At 65.2% G+C, this 15,378-nt stretch carries 17 protein-coding genes; 12 read left to right on the top strand and 5 right to left on the bottom strand.

Going from position 1 to position 15,378, the window contains the following annotated elements:
• The first annotated feature begins 182 nt into the window (after positions 1-182).
• Both WBR68_RS21595 and hpaR read left to right on the top strand, forming a co-directional pair.
• Positions 183-767 carry a hypothetical protein gene (locus WBR68_RS21595; protein ID WP_230695226.1) on the top strand — a complete coding sequence of 195 codons (585 nt, stop codon included), beginning with the start codon at positions 183-185 and terminating at the stop codon, positions 765-767.
• A 121-nt stretch (positions 768-888) separates the two neighbouring features.
• The gene (hpaR, locus tag WBR68_RS21590; protein ID WP_230695225.1) at positions 889-1,356 is read left to right on the top strand and encodes a homoprotocatechuate degradation operon regulator HpaR; all 468 of its coding nucleotides are present in this window, start codon (positions 889-891) and stop codon (positions 1,354-1,356) included.
• A gap of 8 nt (positions 1,357-1,364) precedes the next feature.
• On the opposite strand, the gene hpaD is transcribed toward hpaR, so the two are convergent.
• Together hpaD and hpaE are read right to left on the bottom strand one after the other, a co-directional pair.
• Entirely contained in the window at positions 1,365-2,216 is an 852-nt protein-coding gene (gene hpaD, locus WBR68_RS21585; protein ID WP_230695224.1) for a 3,4-dihydroxyphenylacetate 2,3-dioxygenase, read from the bottom strand.
• Between the two features lie 22 nt (positions 2,217-2,238).
• Positions 2,239-3,705: a 5-carboxymethyl-2-hydroxymuconate semialdehyde dehydrogenase gene (hpaE, locus tag WBR68_RS21580; protein ID WP_230695223.1), complete on the bottom strand. Its 1,467-nt coding sequence runs from the start codon at positions 3,703-3,705 to the stop codon at positions 2,239-2,241.
• A 194-nt stretch (positions 3,706-3,899) separates the two neighbouring features.
• Between hpaE and WBR68_RS21575 the strand changes: the two genes are divergently transcribed.
• The 4 genes from WBR68_RS21575 to hpaI are packed head-to-tail and all read left to right on the top strand — an operon-like array spanning position 3,900 to position 7,358.
• Positions 3,900-4,952 carry a fumarylacetoacetate hydrolase family protein gene (locus WBR68_RS21575; RefSeq protein ID WP_230695222.1) on the top strand — a complete coding sequence of 351 codons (1,053 nt, stop codon included), beginning with the start codon at positions 3,900-3,902 and terminating at the stop codon, positions 4,950-4,952.
• A 10-nt stretch (positions 4,953-4,962) separates the two neighbouring features.
• On the top strand, positions 4,963-5,718 hold the full coding sequence (locus tag WBR68_RS21570; RefSeq protein ID WP_230695221.1) for a fumarylacetoacetate hydrolase family protein: 756 nt from the start codon (positions 4,963-4,965) through the stop codon (positions 5,716-5,718).
• 20 nt (positions 5,719-5,738) lie between these two features.
• Positions 5,739-6,542, top strand: coding sequence for a 2-oxo-hept-4-ene-1,7-dioate hydratase (hpaH, locus tag WBR68_RS21565; RefSeq protein WP_050445167.1), 804 nt, complete (start codon positions 5,739-5,741; stop codon positions 6,540-6,542).
• Between the two features lie 15 nt (positions 6,543-6,557).
• Entirely contained in the window at positions 6,558-7,358 is an 801-nt protein-coding gene (gene hpaI, locus WBR68_RS21560; RefSeq protein ID WP_050445166.1) for a 4-hydroxy-2-oxoheptanedioate aldolase, read from the top strand.
• 95 nt (positions 7,359-7,453) lie between these two features.
• Here the strand turns inward: hpaI and WBR68_RS21555 are convergent, their stop codons facing one another.
• The gene (locus WBR68_RS21555; protein WP_050445164.1) at positions 7,454-8,173 is read right to left on the bottom strand and encodes an SDR family oxidoreductase; all 720 of its coding nucleotides are present in this window, start codon (positions 8,171-8,173) and stop codon (positions 7,454-7,456) included.
• Between the two features lie 175 nt (positions 8,174-8,348).
• Positions 8,349-9,476 (bottom strand): alanine racemase, encoded by a 1,128-nt coding sequence (gene alr, locus WBR68_RS21550; RefSeq protein WP_050445162.1) that lies wholly within the window; start codon positions 9,474-9,476, stop codon positions 8,349-8,351.
• 128 nt (positions 9,477-9,604) lie between these two features.
• Here alr and hpnC point away from each other — a divergent pair, with 128 nt between their 5' ends.
• The 3 genes from hpnC to hpnE are packed head-to-tail and all read left to right on the top strand — an operon-like array spanning position 9,605 to position 12,634.
• Entirely contained in the window at positions 9,605-10,435 is an 831-nt protein-coding gene (gene hpnC / locus WBR68_RS21545) for a squalene synthase HpnC (RefSeq protein ID WP_050445161.1), read from the top strand.
• A gap of 16 nt (positions 10,436-10,451) precedes the next feature.
• A complete protein-coding gene (gene hpnD / locus WBR68_RS21540) occupies positions 10,452-11,315 on the top strand; it encodes a presqualene diphosphate synthase HpnD (RefSeq protein WP_050445159.1) in 864 nt (287 codons plus the stop codon).
• Positions 11,312-12,634 carry a hydroxysqualene dehydroxylase HpnE gene (hpnE, locus tag WBR68_RS21535; RefSeq protein ID WP_050445158.1) on the top strand — a complete coding sequence of 441 codons (1,323 nt, stop codon included), beginning with the start codon at positions 11,312-11,314 and terminating at the stop codon, positions 12,632-12,634. The genes hpnD and hpnE overlap by 4 nt, the downstream gene beginning before the upstream one ends.
• Before the next feature lie 87 nt (positions 12,635-12,721).
• Here hpnE and crcB read toward each other — a convergent pair whose 3' ends face one another.
• On the bottom strand, positions 12,722-13,114 hold the full coding sequence (crcB, locus tag WBR68_RS21530; RefSeq protein ID WP_050445157.1) for a fluoride efflux transporter CrcB: 393 nt from the start codon (positions 13,112-13,114) through the stop codon (positions 12,722-12,724).
• A 245-nt stretch (positions 13,115-13,359) separates the two neighbouring features.
• Between crcB and WBR68_RS21525 the strand changes: the two genes are divergently transcribed.
• Genes WBR68_RS21525 through WBR68_RS21515 form a run of 3 tightly spaced genes read left to right on the top strand, consistent with a single transcriptional unit; the run spans position 13,360 to position 15,362 of the window.
• Positions 13,360-13,986 (top strand): PepSY-associated TM helix domain-containing protein, encoded by a 627-nt coding sequence (locus WBR68_RS21525; protein ID WP_050445155.1) that lies wholly within the window; start codon positions 13,360-13,362, stop codon positions 13,984-13,986.
• A gap of 28 nt (positions 13,987-14,014) precedes the next feature.
• Positions 14,015-14,530 carry a DUF2271 domain-containing protein gene (locus WBR68_RS21520; protein ID WP_050445154.1) on the top strand — a complete coding sequence of 172 codons (516 nt, stop codon included), beginning with the start codon at positions 14,015-14,017 and terminating at the stop codon, positions 14,528-14,530.
• A 31-nt stretch (positions 14,531-14,561) separates the two neighbouring features.
• Positions 14,562-15,362: a DUF4198 domain-containing protein gene (locus WBR68_RS21515; protein WP_050445153.1), complete on the top strand. Its 801-nt coding sequence runs from the start codon at positions 14,562-14,564 to the stop codon at positions 15,360-15,362.
• Positions 15,363-15,378: the final 16 nt, after the last annotated feature.

Raw genomic sequence — 15,378 nt, 5'->3', positions numbered from 1 at the left:
GCGCGAAAGTGTACTGGCAACCCACTTTTCCCGGGGCCGGGGCCGAACGTTACATCATGGCAATCGGCGAAATTTACCTGCCGGAAATGCCGCGAATCGCGCATAATCGTCGAGTACAGCGCCCGCCTAAGGTCAAACGCGTAGGCGTCTTGCCCCCGGACGCCACCGTTAGGAGCACGCGCATGAGCATTACCTATCGCCCCCCTTTCGACGAAGACGATGCACGGGAACTGCGCGCCCTGTACCGCAAGCACGGGCCTGGCAGCAGCCCTGAACTGGACGCCGCGGTGCGTCGCAGTTGGCACCCCGGACATAGTTGGCACCCTGGCTGGGCTGCCGCCGCCTGCGCCACGCTGGTGGCCGGCCTGTTCGTCTGGACCAACATGCGCGAAGCCGTCCCCCAGAACGAGGCCGAACCGCAGACGATGACGCAGGCAATGACTCAGGCACTGAGCCAGGCAATGGCCCCGGCTGCGCTGCCTGGTACAACCCCGGCTTCGGCTCTGGCTACGGCCCCGCTGACTCCGCTGACCCCAGCCGTGGAAGCCGTCCCCACCGTGGCCGCTCAGGAAGGCGAGCCCGCGGCCGTGGAAGTGGCGGCGTTCAGCGAACAGGACATCGAGGCCCGCGTGGCGCATATCCGGCAACTGGTGCAGGACGACCAGCAAGACGCCGCTGTGCTTGCGCTGCGCGAACTGCAGCAGGGTGCCCCGGACCTGGTCTTGCCGGATGATCTACAGGAACTGGCTCAGCAAAATCCCGCCTGACGGTGCTTACCCAGCCCAGCGCTATGGCCGCCTGCATGGCAGTGCCCAGCGTGCTGTTGCGCGCATGACGCACTGAAATTTGTGGTCAAAAAATGGGCGGCTTCTTGCTAACATAGCCGCCATGAGTCCCAGCTTCCACCACCGCAATCTTCCCCACCTGCTGCTATACGCGCGCGAAACCCTGATGGCGCATTTCCGTCCCGTTTTGCACGCGGCCGGCGTCACCGAACAACAATGGCGGGTATTGCGCACCCTGAGCGAAACGGGCGCGATGGAACCCAACCAGATCGCGCGCAGTTGCCAGATCCTCAGCCCCAGCCTGACCCGCATGCTGGCCGGCATGGAAGAACAAGGGCTGATCAAGCGCGTACGGTCCAGCGCCGACCAGCGCCGCCAGGAAATATCCCTGACCCCCAAAAGCCACAAGCTGATCGACCGCATGCGCCCGCATGTGGATGCGAAATACCAGGAAATCGAGGCGAAGATCGGCAAGGAATTGCTGGACCGCCTATATCACGACGTCGACACCATGGTGGCGCTGATCAAGCGCGATGCGCCGTCGTCAGCGGAACCTGGCGACTCGGCCTGACGCAGGCCTCAGTCAGGCACCGGGAAGATCGCGTTGATCTGGCCCGTGCCGGAACTGGTGAAGTAGTCGGTCACCACCTCTACCGGCTTGTCGTAGCCGTCCCACCCCAGCAGGCCCAGCAACATGGCCGTGTCGTGCATGCCGCCCTCGCCTACGCAAAGCTCGGCGTAGTCGGGCAGCATGGCGCAGAAGGTTTTCCAGTCGCCCTGGCGCCAGAGCTCAACCACGCGCAAATCCACCTGCCGGAAAAATTCGCGGCTGATCTGGTGCATGGCGGCTTCGGGGCTGTTGTTGTCGTTGAAGCGATGCGACAAGGACCCGCTGGCCAGCACCGCCACGCGGCTGTCGCCAGCGTCGATGGCCTGGCGCAAGGCCGCGCCGAAGCGCCGGCTGTCGTCCAGCGCGTGCCAGGCGCACCACGCGGCCACCGACACCACCTTGAAGCGGCCGTCGCCATTCATGTAGCGCATGGGCACCAGTGTGCCGTATTCAAGTTCCAGGCTATCGATTTCATGGCTGCGCGTGCCCACGCCCGCCGCATTGGCGCATTCGGCGATGCGACGGCCCAGCTCGGGATTGCCGCCGTAGGCGTAGTCCATGTCCTTGATGAAATGCGGTAGCTCGTTGCTGGTATAGCGGCCCTTGAAGGCGTGGTTGGCGTTCACGTGATAGCCGCCGTTCACCAGCCAATGCACGTCCAGCACCACGATCGTGTCCACGTCCAGGTCCCGGCAACGCTGGCCGATCACGCGGTGGCCCTCGATGGCGGCCTCGCGGCAGCCATGGTGCCTGCCGGGTAGCTCCGACAGATACATCGACGGCACATGCGTCACCTTGGCCGCCAGTGCAAGCTTACCCATGATGCTTGTCTCCTTTACGCATTCACACACCCCACTTGGGGATGTGGTGGCTGCCCATCGACACGCACACGTTTTTGATTTCGGCGAATACCTCGTAGCTGTATTCCCCGCCCTCGCGTCCGGTGCCCGATTCCTTGGTGCCGCCAAACGGCTGGCGCAGGTCGCGCACGTTCTGGCTGTTGATGAACACCATGCCTGCCTCGATGCCGCGCGCCAAGCGGTGCGCGCGGCCAATGTCGCTGGTCCAGATGTAGGACGCCAGCCCGTACTTGACGTCGTTGGCCAGCGCCAGGCCTTCGGCTTCGTCCTTGAACGGGATCAGGCAGGCCACTGGCCCGAAGATCTCTTCCTGCGCGCAACGCATGCGGTTATCCACGTCGGCCAGCACCGTGGGCCGCACGAAATTGCCGCCCGCCAGGTGGGCCGGCAAGCCCGCCGGCTTGCCTGCGCCGCCGGCAAGGATACGCGCCCCTTCCTGTTCGGCAAGCTGGATGTAGCCAGTGACTTTTTCCCAATGCTGGCGCGTGATCATCGCGCCCACGTGCGTGGCCTCGTCAGTGGGGTCGCCCACCACCAGCCGTTGCGCGCGTTCGGCGAATTTGCGCACGAAACCATCGTAGATGCTTTGCTGCACAAAAATGCGCGAACCCGCCGTGCAGCGCTCGCCGTTCAGCGAAAAAATCGTGAACAAGGCGGCGTCCAGCGCGCGTTCGACATCGGCGTCGTCAAAAATCAGCACGGGCGATTTGCCGCCCAGTTCCATCGAATATTTCTTGATGCCGCCCGCGCTGGCCAGGATCTTCTTGCCGGTGACGGTGCCGCCCGTGAACGAGATGGCGCGCACGCCCGGGTGACGCACCAGCGCATCGCCCGCCTGGGCGCCATAGCCCTGCACCACGTTCAGAACACCCGCGGGGATGCCGGCTTCCAGCGCCAGGCGGCCCAACTGGTCGGCCGTTAGCGGTGACAGTTCAGACATCTTCAACACGGCGGTGTTACCCAAGGCCAGGCACGGCGCCGTTTTCCAGGTGGCCGTCATGAACGGCACGTTCCAGGGCGACACCAAGGCGCACACGCCCACCGGCTGGTACAGCGTGTAGTTCAGCATCTGATCGTCCACAGGATAGGTGTGGCCATTCATGCGGGTGCAGACTTCGGCGAAGAAATTGAAGTTCTCGGACGCGCGCGGAATCAGTTGCTTGCGGGTTTGCGAGATAGGCAGGCCGGTATCCCGCGTTTCAAGTTCGGCCAATTGGGGGACGTTGGCGTCAATCAGTTCACCCAGGCGGCGCATGAGGCGGGCGCGTTCTTTCGCGGGTGTGTTGGCCCATTTGGGAAAAGCCTGGGCGGCGGCGGACACGGCGGCGTCGATCTCTGCCTGGCCACCCGCGGCAACCTCGTCGATGGCTTCGCCCGTGGCCGGGTTATAGGTGACGAAGCGGTCGGCGCTGTCGACCTCTTTGCCGTTGATCCAATGCTTGATGCTCACGTGCGGCTCCTCGTTTTGGTCGTGGGCCGCGGCGTTTGGGTCGCGGCTTTTTAATTAACACGTTAACTTTATGCCGGCATTCTGACGCTGTCAACGGCCGGTTATCTCGTTCGCACTGCCCTACACATTCGTTGCCGCCGATCCGCTTTCCCGCTATTCTAATTAACATGCTAACAATTTTGTCGGATGACTCCATGCCCCATATCTGGATTGAGTATTCGGGCAATCTGGCCCTGGATACGCACGCACTGATGCGCACGGTGCAGGACGCCGCCGTTGGCGACGGCAGCCTGTTTCCCCTGGCCGGCGCGCGCACCCGCGCCCTGCGCGTGGACGACTGCCTGATCGTCGACGGCCACCCCGACAACGCCTTCGTCCATGTCGTGCTGCGCATCGGCCACGGGCGCAGCGACGCGCAAAAAGCGGCCTTGGGCGAACGCGTATTCAAGGCGCTGAGCACCGCGCTGGCGCCGCACATGGCCATGCGGCCGCTGGGCATTTCGATGCAGATCGAAGAGGCGGATCCAATACTGAACTACAAGCAGAACAACTACCGCGACTACCTGGCCGCGCGCGCCGCGCAAGCCCACGCCGCCTTGGCCGCCCTGCCCCGCACCGTGGTCGGCGCCGCGCTCAATACGCGCCAGTCGCTGGACGCGCTGGGCGCCAGCGTCAACGCGCCGCCCTACAAGGCGGCGCCCCGCGCGCCCGTGCTCTACATCAAACCGGCCAATACCTATGCACGCGACGGCGACACCATCGCCCTGCCCGCCGATGTGGATGACATCGAGGTCGGCGCGTGCCTGGGCGTGGTGTTCTCGCGCCGGGCCACGCGCTTAAGCGAAGCCCGTGCGCTGGATCATGTGGCGGGCTACCGCGTCGTGGCGGACTTGTCCGTGCCGCACGCCAGTTACTTCCGCCCCGCGCTCAAACAGAAATGCCGCGACGGTTTTTGCCCCATGGGTGACACGCTGACGCCGGTCTCGGCCGTTTCGAACCCCGACGCGCTGGACATCGAAGTGAGCGTGGACGGCGTGATGGTGCAACGCGCCAACACGGCTGACCTTATCCGCCCCGTGGCGCGGCTGATTGCCGACGTGACGCAGTTCATGAGCTTCGAGGCCGGCGACATGCTGCTGGTGGGCGCGCCCCACGACGCGCCGCGCGTGCGCGCCGGGCAACGCTACAACATCCGCATCGCGCAGGTGGGCACGCTGGGCAACATGCTGGCCGCCGCCGCAACCTGAGGAATCCACCATGAAACACGCACGCATCGCCTACGAAGGCGCCATCCACCGCGTCACCGAGGCGGACAGCGCGCCCAACCACGTCCTGCTGCCGGATGGACGCGTTCTGGCCGAAGACGCCGTCACCTGGCTGCCCCCCATCGAGCCCCGCACAACCTTCACGCTGGCCATCAACTACGCGGACCACGCCAAGGAACTCGCGTTCAAGGCGCCCGACGAACCGCTGGGTTTCTTGAAAGCCGCCAACACCTTCGTCGGCCATCGCGCGCGCACGCTGCGCCCAGCCGACGTCGCGTTCATGCACTACGAATGCGAGTTGGCGGTGGTTATCGGCAAGACGGCGCAGCGGGTCCCGCGCGCTCACGCCTATGACTATGTGGCGGGCTACACCGTCGCCAACGACTACGCGTTGCGTGACTACCTGGAAAACTGGTATCGGCCAAACCTGCGCGTGAAAAGCCGCGACGCCTGCACGCCGCTGGGGCCTTGGCTGGTGGATCGCGACGACGTGCCCGACCCCATGAACCTGAACCTGCGCACCACCGTCAACGGCGTTGAAACGCAGCGCGGCAACACGCGCGACATGGTGTTCGACGTGCCCGCGCTGATCGAATATTTCAGCAGCTTCATGACCTTGTCGCCCGGCGACCTGATCCTGACCGGCACGCCGGACGGCATCGTCAACGTCATGCCCGGCGACGAGGTCGTGACTGAAATCGAAGGAATCGGAAGGCTGGTCAATACCTTGGCCGCCTGCCCGACATAACACTCACTTTCGGACTCACCATGCTAGACACCCAAACCGTACGCGCCATTGCCGCGCGCCTGCACGAGGCCGAGCGCACGCGCACGCAAATCCGCCAGATATCGCTGGACCACCCCGACATCGACATCGCCGACGCCTACGCCATCCAGCGCGCCTGGATGGACATCAAGCTGGCGGCGGGCCGCGTCAAGCGCGGCCACAAGATCGGCCTGACCTCGCGCGCCATGCAGCAGTCATCGCAGATCGACGAGCCTGATTTCGGCATGCTGCTGGACGACATGTTCTTTGAAGACGGCGGCGCCATTCCGGCCGGCCGCTTCATCCTGCCGCGCCTGGAAGTCGAGCTGGCCTTCGTGCTGGGCAAGCGGCTGCAAGGCCCGAACGTGACGCTGTTCCAGGTGTATGACGCCGTTGACTACGTGATCCCCGCGCTGGAAATCATCGATGCGCGCTCGCACGGCATCGACCCCGACACCCAGCGGCCGCGCAAGGTGTTCGACACCATTGCCGACAACGCCGCGAACGCGGGCGTGGTGCTGGGCGGACGACCGGTGAAGATAGGCGATATCGACCTGCGCTGGGCCGGCGCGATCCTGTCGCGCAATGCCGTCATCGAAGAAACCGGCGTGGCCGCGGGCGTCTTGAATCACCCGGCCAATGGCGTAGTATGGCTGGCTAACAAGCTGGCCGCCCACGACGTGGCGCTTGAGGCGGGCGAGATCATTTTGTCGGGCTCGTTCACCCGCCCCGTGGCCGCCCGGCCGGGCGACACCTTCCACGTCGATTACGGCGTGCTGGGTTCCGTCAACTGTCATTTCAACTAACACGGCACGCCGTCCATGGACATCCTGACCAATACCTTCAAGCAAGCCTTGCGCAACCGCGAGCCCCAGATCGGACTGTGGGCCGGACTGGCCAGCGCCTATACCTCTGAGATCATTGCGGGCGCCGGCTTCGACTGGCTGCTGATCGACGGCGAACATGCGCCGAACACCTTGCAGACCACGCTGTCGCAACTGCAATCGGTGGCGGCCTACCCGGTGGCGCCCGTGGTGCGGCCGGCCTGGAATGACCCGGTGCAGATCAAGCAGATTCTCGACACGGGCGCGCAAACCTTGCTGGTGCCCATGATCCAGTCGGCCGAGGAAGCCGCCGCCGCCGTGGCCGCGGTGCGCTACCCGCCCGCCGGCATCCGTGGCGTGGGCAGCGCGCTGGCGCGGTCATCACGCTGGAACCGCATCCCCAACTACCTGGAACGCGCCAACGACCAGATGTGCGTGCTGGTGCAGATTGAAACGCCGGCCGGCATCGACGCACTGGACGACATCCTGGCCGTGGACGGCGTGGACGGCGCCTTCATCGGCCCGGCCGACCTGTCGGCGGGCATGGGTTATCTGGGGCAACCGGACCACCCCGAAGTGCTGGCCACCATCGACCAGGCCGTCGCCCGCATCGTGCGTTCGGGCAAGGCCGCCGGCATCTTGCATAGCGGCGTGGCGCAGGCCAAGCACTACCTGTCGCTGGGCGCAACGTTCGTGGCGGTGGGCGTGGACGCCGTGCTGCTGGCGCGCGCGGCGGAAAAGCTGGCGGGAGAATTCAAGGACGTGAAGAGCGTGGCGGCGGGCACGGGGCCGTACTAAGGAAAACAACTAAGGAAAATAACTAAGGAAAATAACCAAGGCAAAAAAATGGCGCACCGTCAAAACGTGCGCCATTTTTTTTCGTCCCCCTGCAATCAGGAACGTCCGCCCAGGCTGCCGCCGCCGTCCACCCCCAGCACTTGGCCGGTGATGAAGCCGGCATCGTCCGACAACAGGAAGGCAATGGCGGCCGCCACTTCGGCCGGCGTGCCCAAGCGCTTCATGGGCACCGAAGCCAGCGCGCGCTTTTCACCTTCGCTGCCGGCCGGGCGGGTGGCGCGGAACATTTCCGTTTCGATGGGACCCGGGGCCACCGCGTTGGCGGTGACGCCGTATTCCGCCAGCTCAAGCGCCCAGGTGCGGGTACAGCCCACCAGCGCATTCTTGGCTGCCGAATAGGCCGTGCGGTCCAGGCCGCCGTAGATGGCGCGGCTGACCACGTTCACGATGCGGCCGGCGCGGCGCACCTTCATCGATTCGATAAAGGCCTGCGTCACCTGCACAGCCACGCGCACATTCAGGTCCAGCACGTTGTACAACGTGGCCAGGTCGATTTCGCCTAGCGGCTGGGGCGATGCGATGCCCACATTGTTGACCACCGCGTCCACGGGAAACTTGTCGCGGATTTCTCGCAAGACCTCTTCGGTGCGGCCGGCATCGGCCAGGTCACAGGGGTAGAGGTAGCCGGGAAAATCCACGTCGCTGGTATTGCGCGCAATGCCAACCACATGACAGCCCATGTCGGACAGCCGCTGCGTGAGCGCCCAGCCGATGCCCTTGGTGGCGCCCGTTATGAGCACGCATTTATCCTTCATGGATTGAAACCTCGTAGTCAGATTGCTCGGTCAAAAACGGGCGCGTGGGCGCCCGGTGTTCCAAGTAGACACCATCCTGAGATGGCTGTCTTGTAAATTGCGTAGCAATTCTTGCGCACCGGACACCCGCCGAAAAAGGCTCGCGAGTGGCTCGCACAAGGCACAAAGGCGGTCTTCAGGCGTCGCGGCTGACCGGCACGCGCGGCGCCAGCGCGCACAGCAATTCATAGCCGATGGTGCCCGCGGCCTGGGCCACTTCGTCCACCGAGGGGCCGTCTTCGCCCCACAGCACGACCGGCGCGCCGACACCGGCGGCGGGAATCGGGTCCAGGTCAACGATCAGCATGTCCATCGACACGCGGCCAACCAGTTGGGTGCGAATGCCGGCCACGACGACAGGCGTGCCGGTGGTGGCGTGGCGCGGGTAGCCGTCGGCGTAGCCGCAGGCCACGACGCCCACGCGCATGGCGCGTTCAGCGCGGAAGATGGCGCCATAGCCCACCGAATCACCCGCCTTGAGTTCTTGCACGGCGATGATTTCGGAACTGAGCGTCATGGCGGGACGCAGGCCGAACGAGGTAGCTTCGGCGTCAGCAAAAGGCGAGGCGCCGTACAGGCAAATGCCGGGGCGCACCCAATGCGTTTGCGTGGGCGAGCCCACCGCGACGTCGGCAAAACGCAGCGTGGCGGCCGAGTTGCAGACGCTGATCGCGCCCGGCATCTTATGCGTCACCGAATTAAACAGCGCCAATTGCTCGCTAACGCCCTGGGGGCCGTCCGCGCAGGCGAAGTGGGTCATCTTGCCCACCGACCCCAGCGTGCCTTGCTGTTGCAGCATCAACGCGCGTTCAAACGCGGCGGGGTAGGAAGCCGGGCTGAAGCCCAACCGGTTCATGCCGCTGTTGAGCTTGACCATGACGTCCACGCGCCGCGTGAAGCGGGCACGCGCCAGCATGTCCAGCTGTTCACGGTTATGCACCGTGGTGCTCAGGTGGTAGCGGTCGATCAGGTCCAGGTCGGCGGGTTTGAAAAACCCTTCCAGCAGCAGGATCGGACCGCCCCAGCCCGCCTCGCGGCAACGCACGGCTTCGTCCAGGTCCAGCATGGCCAGCCCCTGCGCCTTGGAAAATCCGGTCACGGCCTGCTCGATGCCGTGGCCGTAGGCGTTAGCCTTGATGACGGCCCAGATGGAAGGCGCCAGCCCGGAGGCGGCCTGGGCCGTCTGTTCAAGGTGGTGGTGCACGGTGGCAAGATTGTGCGCAAGCGCGGAAACGGAAACGGTGGCGGATATGGGGCGCGGCATGGTGTGAGATCCTGTGGCGCTTAAGTCTAACTGATCACCGCTGGCATCGGCGCGGCATCCTGCGCCAAAAGCCGACTACTCTAAAATGGTGCGAACCCGCTCCGGGGCCGCCCTCTGCACCACGACCCATGTCCATCGATCACTACGAGAACTTTCCCGTCGCCTCGCTGCTGTTGCCGCGCCGGCTGCGCGGCGCCGTGACCGATATCTACCGCTTCGCCCGCGCCGCGGACGATATCGCCGACGAAGGCAGCGCCACCGACGACGAACGCCTGGCGCAGTTGGCGGCCTATCGCACCGAGCTGCACCGCATTGGCGCCGAACCCAACCACACCCCCCCGCCCGGGCTGCCGCCGCTGGCCGACATTTTCACGCCGCTGGCCCGCACCATCGCCCGGCATCAACTGCCCATCACCCCGTTCTACGACCTGCTGTCCGCCTTCGAGCAGGACATCACCGTCAAGCGCTACGAAGACTACGCCACGCTGGCCGACTACTGCACCCGTTCGGCCAACCCGGTCGGCCGCCTGATGCTGCACCTGTTCGACGCTTCCAGCCCGCAAGACGTGGCCGAAAGCGACGCCATCTGCACCGGTTTGCAACTGGTGAATTTCTGGCAGGATGTGCGGGTGGACTGGCACAAGCAGCGCGTCTACCTGCCCCAGGAAGACCTGCGCCGCCACGGCGTCACCGAAGAAGACCTGGCCGCCTGCCGCCTGACCCCGCAATGGCGCGAACTGATGGCCTTCCAGGTGGAACGCACGCGAGCACTGCTACACTTCGGCGCTCCGCTGGCGCGCCGCCTGCCCGGCCGCATTGGCCTGGAACTGCGCCTGGTGGTGCAAGGCGGGCTGCGCGTGCTGGAGCGTATCGAGGCAAGCAGCTACGATGTATTCATGAACCGCCCCGAATTGGGCGCCAAAGACTGGGCCATCATGCTGTGGCGCTCTATCAAGTAACAGGCCCTGCCTATCTATGACCCCTGACGAATACTGCCAGGAGAAAGCCGCCAAAAGCGGTTCCAGCTTCTACTACTCATTCCTGTTTTTGCCGCCCGAACGCCGCCGCGCGATCACGGCGCTTTACGCCTACTGCCGCGAGGTGGACGACGTGGTCGATGAATGCACCGACCCGTCGCTGGCCCGCATCAAGCTGGCCTGGTGGCGCACGCAGGTCGACCAGATGTACGACGGCAAGCCCGACCATCCGGTAACGCGCGCGCTGCAACCGCACCTGGAAAGCTGTTCGATCACCCGCGAGCGCCTGCTGGCCGTGGTGGACGGCATGGAAATGGACCTGGACCAGACGCGTTACCTGGACTGGCCCGGCCTGCGCAAATACTGCTGGCATGCGGCCGGCGTGGTGGGCGAACTATCCGCCGGCGTGTTCGGCTATAGCGATCCCAAGACGCTGGTCTATGCCGAAAAGCTGGGACTGGCATTCCAGATGACCAACATCATCCGCGACGTTGGCGACGATGCGCGCCGTGGCCGCATCTATATTCCGGTCAACGACATGCAGCAGTTCGAGGTCAAGGCGTCGGACATCCTGAATGGCGAATACTCCGACCGTTTCAGCGCCTTGATGAAATTCCAGGCCGACCGCGCCCGCGAACTGTATCGCGAAGCCATGAGCAATCTGCCCGAGGTGGATCGCCGTTCGCAACGCCCAGGCCTGATGATGGCGGCCATCTACCACGCGCTGCTCGATGAAATTGAACAAGACAACTGGCAGGTGCTGCACCAGCGCATCTCGCTGACGCCACTGCGCAAGCTGTGGCTGGCCTGGAAAACGTGGGTGGGCGGCGGACGCGGACTGGTCCGCCGGTTGGCGCGGTGAAGGCGGCGGTTATCGGTGCGGGCTGGGCCGGCTTGGCGGCCAGCATCGCGCTGCGTGAGGCCGGCGCCAAGGTCACCGTGTTCGAAGCCGGCCACACGCCCGGCGGCCGCGCTCGCCGCGTATTCCATGAATCGTTCGACGCGCCGCTGGACAACGGCCAACACCTGCTGGCAGGCGCCTACCGGCAAACGCTGGCGCTGATGCGCCGCGTGGGACGCAACCCCGACGCCCTGCTGATGCGCCGGCCGCTGCGGCTGGCCAGCCTGGACGGCCGCTTCCGTTTGTCCGCCCCCCGGCTGCCCGCGCCCTTGCACATGGCGGTGGCCATTCTGCGCGCACGCGGCCTGACCTGGGCCGACCGCTATGCCGCGCTGCGCCTGATGCGCGGCCTGAAAGCCATGTCATGGTCGCCCCCGCGCGACTGGACCGTGCTGCAACTGCTGCACTATCACGCGCAATCCGATGTGCTGATCCGCCAGCTCTGGGAACCGCTATGCCTGGCCGCGCTGAACACACCGTGCGCCACCGCCAGCGCCGCGCTGTTTGCGCGCGTGCTGCGCGATAGCCTGGCCGGCGCCCGCGAAGACAGCGACCTGCTGCTGCCCTGCACCGACCTGTCGGCGCTCTGGCCCGACGCCGCCGCGCGCCAGGTCACCATGCGCTACGGCAACACGGTGCGCCAACTGCACCCCTCGGATGACGGCATTGTGGTCAACCAGGAACGCTTTGATGCCGCCGTGCTGGCCGTGCCGCCCACCTATGCCGCCCGGCTGCTGGACGCGCCCTTGCGCGAAGCCGGCGCCATGGGCTTGCTGGAAGCGCTGAAGGCGTTCGACTACCTGCCGATCGCCACGCTGAACGTGCGTCTGGCCGACCCCTGGCGCTTGCCGGAACCCATGATGATGCTGCGCGAGGAAGCCGCGCGCGGGCACGTCGGGCAGTGGGTGTTCGACCGCGCGCAATTGGCGGGTGACACCAAGGCCGGCGAACTTGCCGTGGTGGCCAGCGCCGCCACCCGCATCGCGGAACGCAACCGCCGCCAGGTCATCGAAGCGTTGATCGACCAGGTTGCCGAACAGGCGGCGCGCCACCCCGCGCGCCTGCCTGCCCTGCCCGAAGTGACGGCAGCCGAACTGTTGATTGAAAAGCGCGCCACCTTCGCCGCGGTGCCAGGTTTGACGCGCCCGCTGAACACCACGCCGTGGCCCACCTTGGCGCTGGCGGGAGACTGGACCGACACGGGCTACCCCGGGGTGTTGGAAGGCGCGGTGCAAAGCGGCCTGATGGCGGCTCGCGTGTTGAATCCCCGCGCGCATTGATGCGCGGGTGCGAAGGCGCAGGACCGCGCGGGAACGCTTCCGCCGCGTTTTGCCCCTCGCGTTTTGCCCCCCGCGTACCCGGTTCTTTCAGCGCAATACATGCACGGTGGCGATGCCCGCCGCCGTCAACGCCAGCGACCCCACCAGGCTGATTCCCGCATAGCCCAACGCGGTGCCATAGGCGCCGCGTTCCAGCATCGATACCGTTTCGGCCGAGAACGTGGAAAACGTGGTCAAGGCGCCCATGAAGCCGGTGATGACACCCAATCTGATCCACGCGGGCCATTCCGGATGGCCGGCTAGCAGCGCGATCGCCACGCCCACCAAATAGCCGCCCGCCAGATTGACGGTGAACGTGCCCCAAGGCCAGGACTCGACGTTCAACCACATGCTGAGCAACCAGCGTGTCCACGCGCCCAGTACGGCACCCAGGCCCACGGCCAGGAAGTTCAAGGGGATCAAGGTTTGATAAACGGACATGGGCGTCGGGGCGTCCGGCAAAGGCCAAGGCGCAAGAAAAAGACCTGGAGCAGCATAACCTGCCCACGCGCGGACCTGGCTAAAACGCGGACGCCGCTTGGGTCGAATCCCGTCAACAAGCGCTACGGTCTTCGCCTCGCCCGCACGTCGAAATCAATTGAAATCACCTTGCGCGCGCGGGCTGTCCTTTTATAAGAGTAATTCTCATTAAGTGTTAGAATCCGCCGCTTCAAACCGAATCCCGCATGGACAGTCCACCCACTCCGAAGCGCCGGGCCTACTGGCTCAAGACCTTGCATCAATGGCACTGGATCAGTTCGGCGCTATGCCTGCTGGGGATGCTGCTGTTTGCCATTACCGGCCTCACGCTGAACAACGCCTCGCACATTGAATCGAAGGCCGTGGTGACCAGCCGCCAGGCGCACTTGCCCGAAGCCGTGCTCAAGCAGTTGACGGCGCCGCCCAAGCAGAAGAAGGCGCCCTTGCCGGCCCCCGTGGCGCAATGGCTGGACGACACGTTCGATGCCGGCGCGGCAGGCAAAACCGCTGAATGGTCGGCCGACGAAATCTATCTGTCCTTGCCCCGCGCGGGCGGCGACGCCTGGTTGTCCATCGATCTGGGCAGCGGCGACGTGGAATACGAACGCACCGACCGCGGCTGGGTTTCCTACCTGAACGATTTGCACAAGGGCCGCAACACCGGCCTTGCCTGGAGCTGGTTCCTGGACATCTTCGCCGTTGCCTGTCTGGTCTTTTCGCTGACCGGGCTGGTGCTGTTGAAGATGCACGCCGGCAACCGCGGCGCGACCTGGCCCATGGTGGGGCTGGGCGTCGTGATCCCCGTCGTCCTGGCGCTGCTCTTCATCCACTGATTCCTTCGATCCGCCCCTGGAGATGTCCATGCGCAAACTATTGTTGTCGGCCCTGCTGGCCGGCGCGATCGCCCGAACGGCCAATGCGGCCGACATCGGCCTGTCCATCGAGGTGCCGCGCCTGGATGTGGCCGAATACCACCGCCCCTACGTGGCGATCTGGATCGAGAACCCCGACCAGAGCGTGGCCACCGATCTGGCCGTCTGGTACGACGTGGCCAAGAAGAACAACGAAGGCACCGAGTGGCTCAAGGACATGCGCCAGTGGTGGCGCCGCAGCGGCCGCAACCAGCAGTTTCCCGTTGACGGCGTCAGCGGCGCGACCAAGCCGGTGGGCAAGCATGCGCTGAACTTCGACGCAGGTTCCAAGCCGCTGGCCTCGCTCAAGCCCGGCCAATACGCCGTAGTGGTGGAAGCGGCGCGCGAAGTAGGCGGCCGCGAATTGCTGCGCATTCCCTTCCAGTGGCCGCCGCAAAAGGCCGAACAACTGACTGCGCAAGGCGAACACGAACTGGGCGCCATCGCGCTCAACCTCAAACCCTGATGCCCACCCCTTGCCTTCAAGGAGCACGACCATGAAATCCGCCGCCAAACTGGCCGCCGCCCTGGCACTGTGCCTGCCCTTCGCCGTCCACGCGCATGATGTGTGGATGGTGCCGTCGTCCACCGTGCTGTCGGGCACTGATAGCTGGATCACCGTTGACGCCGCCGTCAGCAACGACAAGTTCTATTTCAACCACGCGCCGCTGCGGCTGGACGGCCTGGCTATCGTCGCCCCTGACGGCAGCAGCGCCGACGCCGAGAACATCAACCGCGGCAAGCTGCGCAGCACTTTCGATTTGCAGCTCAAGCAAAGCGGCACCTACCGCGTGGCGGTCGTCAACGACGGCGTGTTCGCGCGCTGGAAGGAAGACGGCAAGAACAAGCGCTACTTCGGCAAGGTGGAAGGCATGGCGCAAGCCGTGCCCGCCAAGGCGCAAGACCTGGAGGTGTCGCAAAGCCTGGGCCGCGTGGAAACCTTCGTCACGGCGGGCAAGCCCAGCACCATCAAGCCCGTGGGCCGTGGCCTGGAACTGGCGCCGGTGACGCACCCCAACGACTTGTTCACCGACGAAGCCGCCACCTTCCAGATGCTTCTGGACGGCCAGCCCGCCGCCAACCTGGAAGTGAACGTGGTGCCGGGTGGCAGCCGCTATCGCGACAAGGTCGGCGAGATCAAGCTCAACACCGACAAGGATGGCAAGTTTTCGGTCAAGTGGCCGCAGCCCGGCCTGTACTGGATTGAAGCCGGCATGGAAGACGCCAAGGTCAGCGTGCCGCAAGCGCAGAAGCGCCGCCTGTCCTATGCCGGCACCGTCGAAGTGCTGCAACCTTAAAGCAGGACAATCGCGT

The sequence above is a fragment of the Achromobacter sp. JD-1 genome (assembly GCF_038594925.1).
Lineage (GTDB): Bacteria > Pseudomonadota > Gammaproteobacteria > Burkholderiales > Burkholderiaceae_B > Achromobacter > Achromobacter spanius_C.
Note: the sequence above shows the minus strand (reverse complement) of the source record. Positions and strands in the feature narration are given on the sequence as shown.

Coding starts and splice junctions, on each gene's coding strand:
- hpaH (WP_050445167.1), top strand. CDS start 5,739: ATGCTAGACACCCAAACCGTACGCGCCATTGCCGCGCGCCTGCACGAG.
- WBR68_RS21570 (WP_230695221.1), top strand. CDS start 4,963: ATGAAACACGCACGCATCGCCTACGAAGGCGCCATCCACCGCGTCACC.
- hpnC (WP_050445161.1), top strand. CDS start 9,605: ATGTCCATCGATCACTACGAGAACTTTCCCGTCGCCTCGCTGCTGTTG.
- WBR68_RS21555 (WP_050445164.1), bottom strand. CDS start 8,173: ATGAAGGATAAATGCGTGCTCATAACGGGCGCCACCAAGGGCATCGGC.
- WBR68_RS21575 (WP_230695222.1), top strand. CDS start 3,900: ATGCCCCATATCTGGATTGAGTATTCGGGCAATCTGGCCCTGGATACG.
- hpaD (WP_230695224.1), bottom strand. CDS start 2,216: ATGGGTAAGCTTGCACTGGCGGCCAAGGTGACGCATGTGCCGTCGATG.
- WBR68_RS21525 (WP_050445155.1), top strand. CDS start 13,360: ATGGACAGTCCACCCACTCCGAAGCGCCGGGCCTACTGGCTCAAGACC.
- WBR68_RS21595 (WP_230695226.1), top strand. CDS start 183: ATGAGCATTACCTATCGCCCCCCTTTCGACGAAGACGATGCACGGGAA.
- WBR68_RS21520 (WP_050445154.1), top strand. CDS start 14,015: ATGCGCAAACTATTGTTGTCGGCCCTGCTGGCCGGCGCGATCGCCCGA.
- hpaR (WP_230695225.1), top strand. CDS start 889: ATGAGTCCCAGCTTCCACCACCGCAATCTTCCCCACCTGCTGCTATAC.
- WBR68_RS21515 (WP_050445153.1), top strand. CDS start 14,562: ATGAAATCCGCCGCCAAACTGGCCGCCGCCCTGGCACTGTGCCTGCCC.
- alr (WP_050445162.1), bottom strand. CDS start 9,476: ATGCCGCGCCCCATATCCGCCACCGTTTCCGTTTCCGCGCTTGCGCAC.
- hpaI (WP_050445166.1), top strand. CDS start 6,558: ATGGACATCCTGACCAATACCTTCAAGCAAGCCTTGCGCAACCGCGAG.
- hpnD (WP_050445159.1), top strand. CDS start 10,452: ATGACCCCTGACGAATACTGCCAGGAGAAAGCCGCCAAAAGCGGTTCC.
- crcB (WP_050445157.1), bottom strand. CDS start 13,114: ATGTCCGTTTATCAAACCTTGATCCCCTTGAACTTCCTGGCCGTGGGC.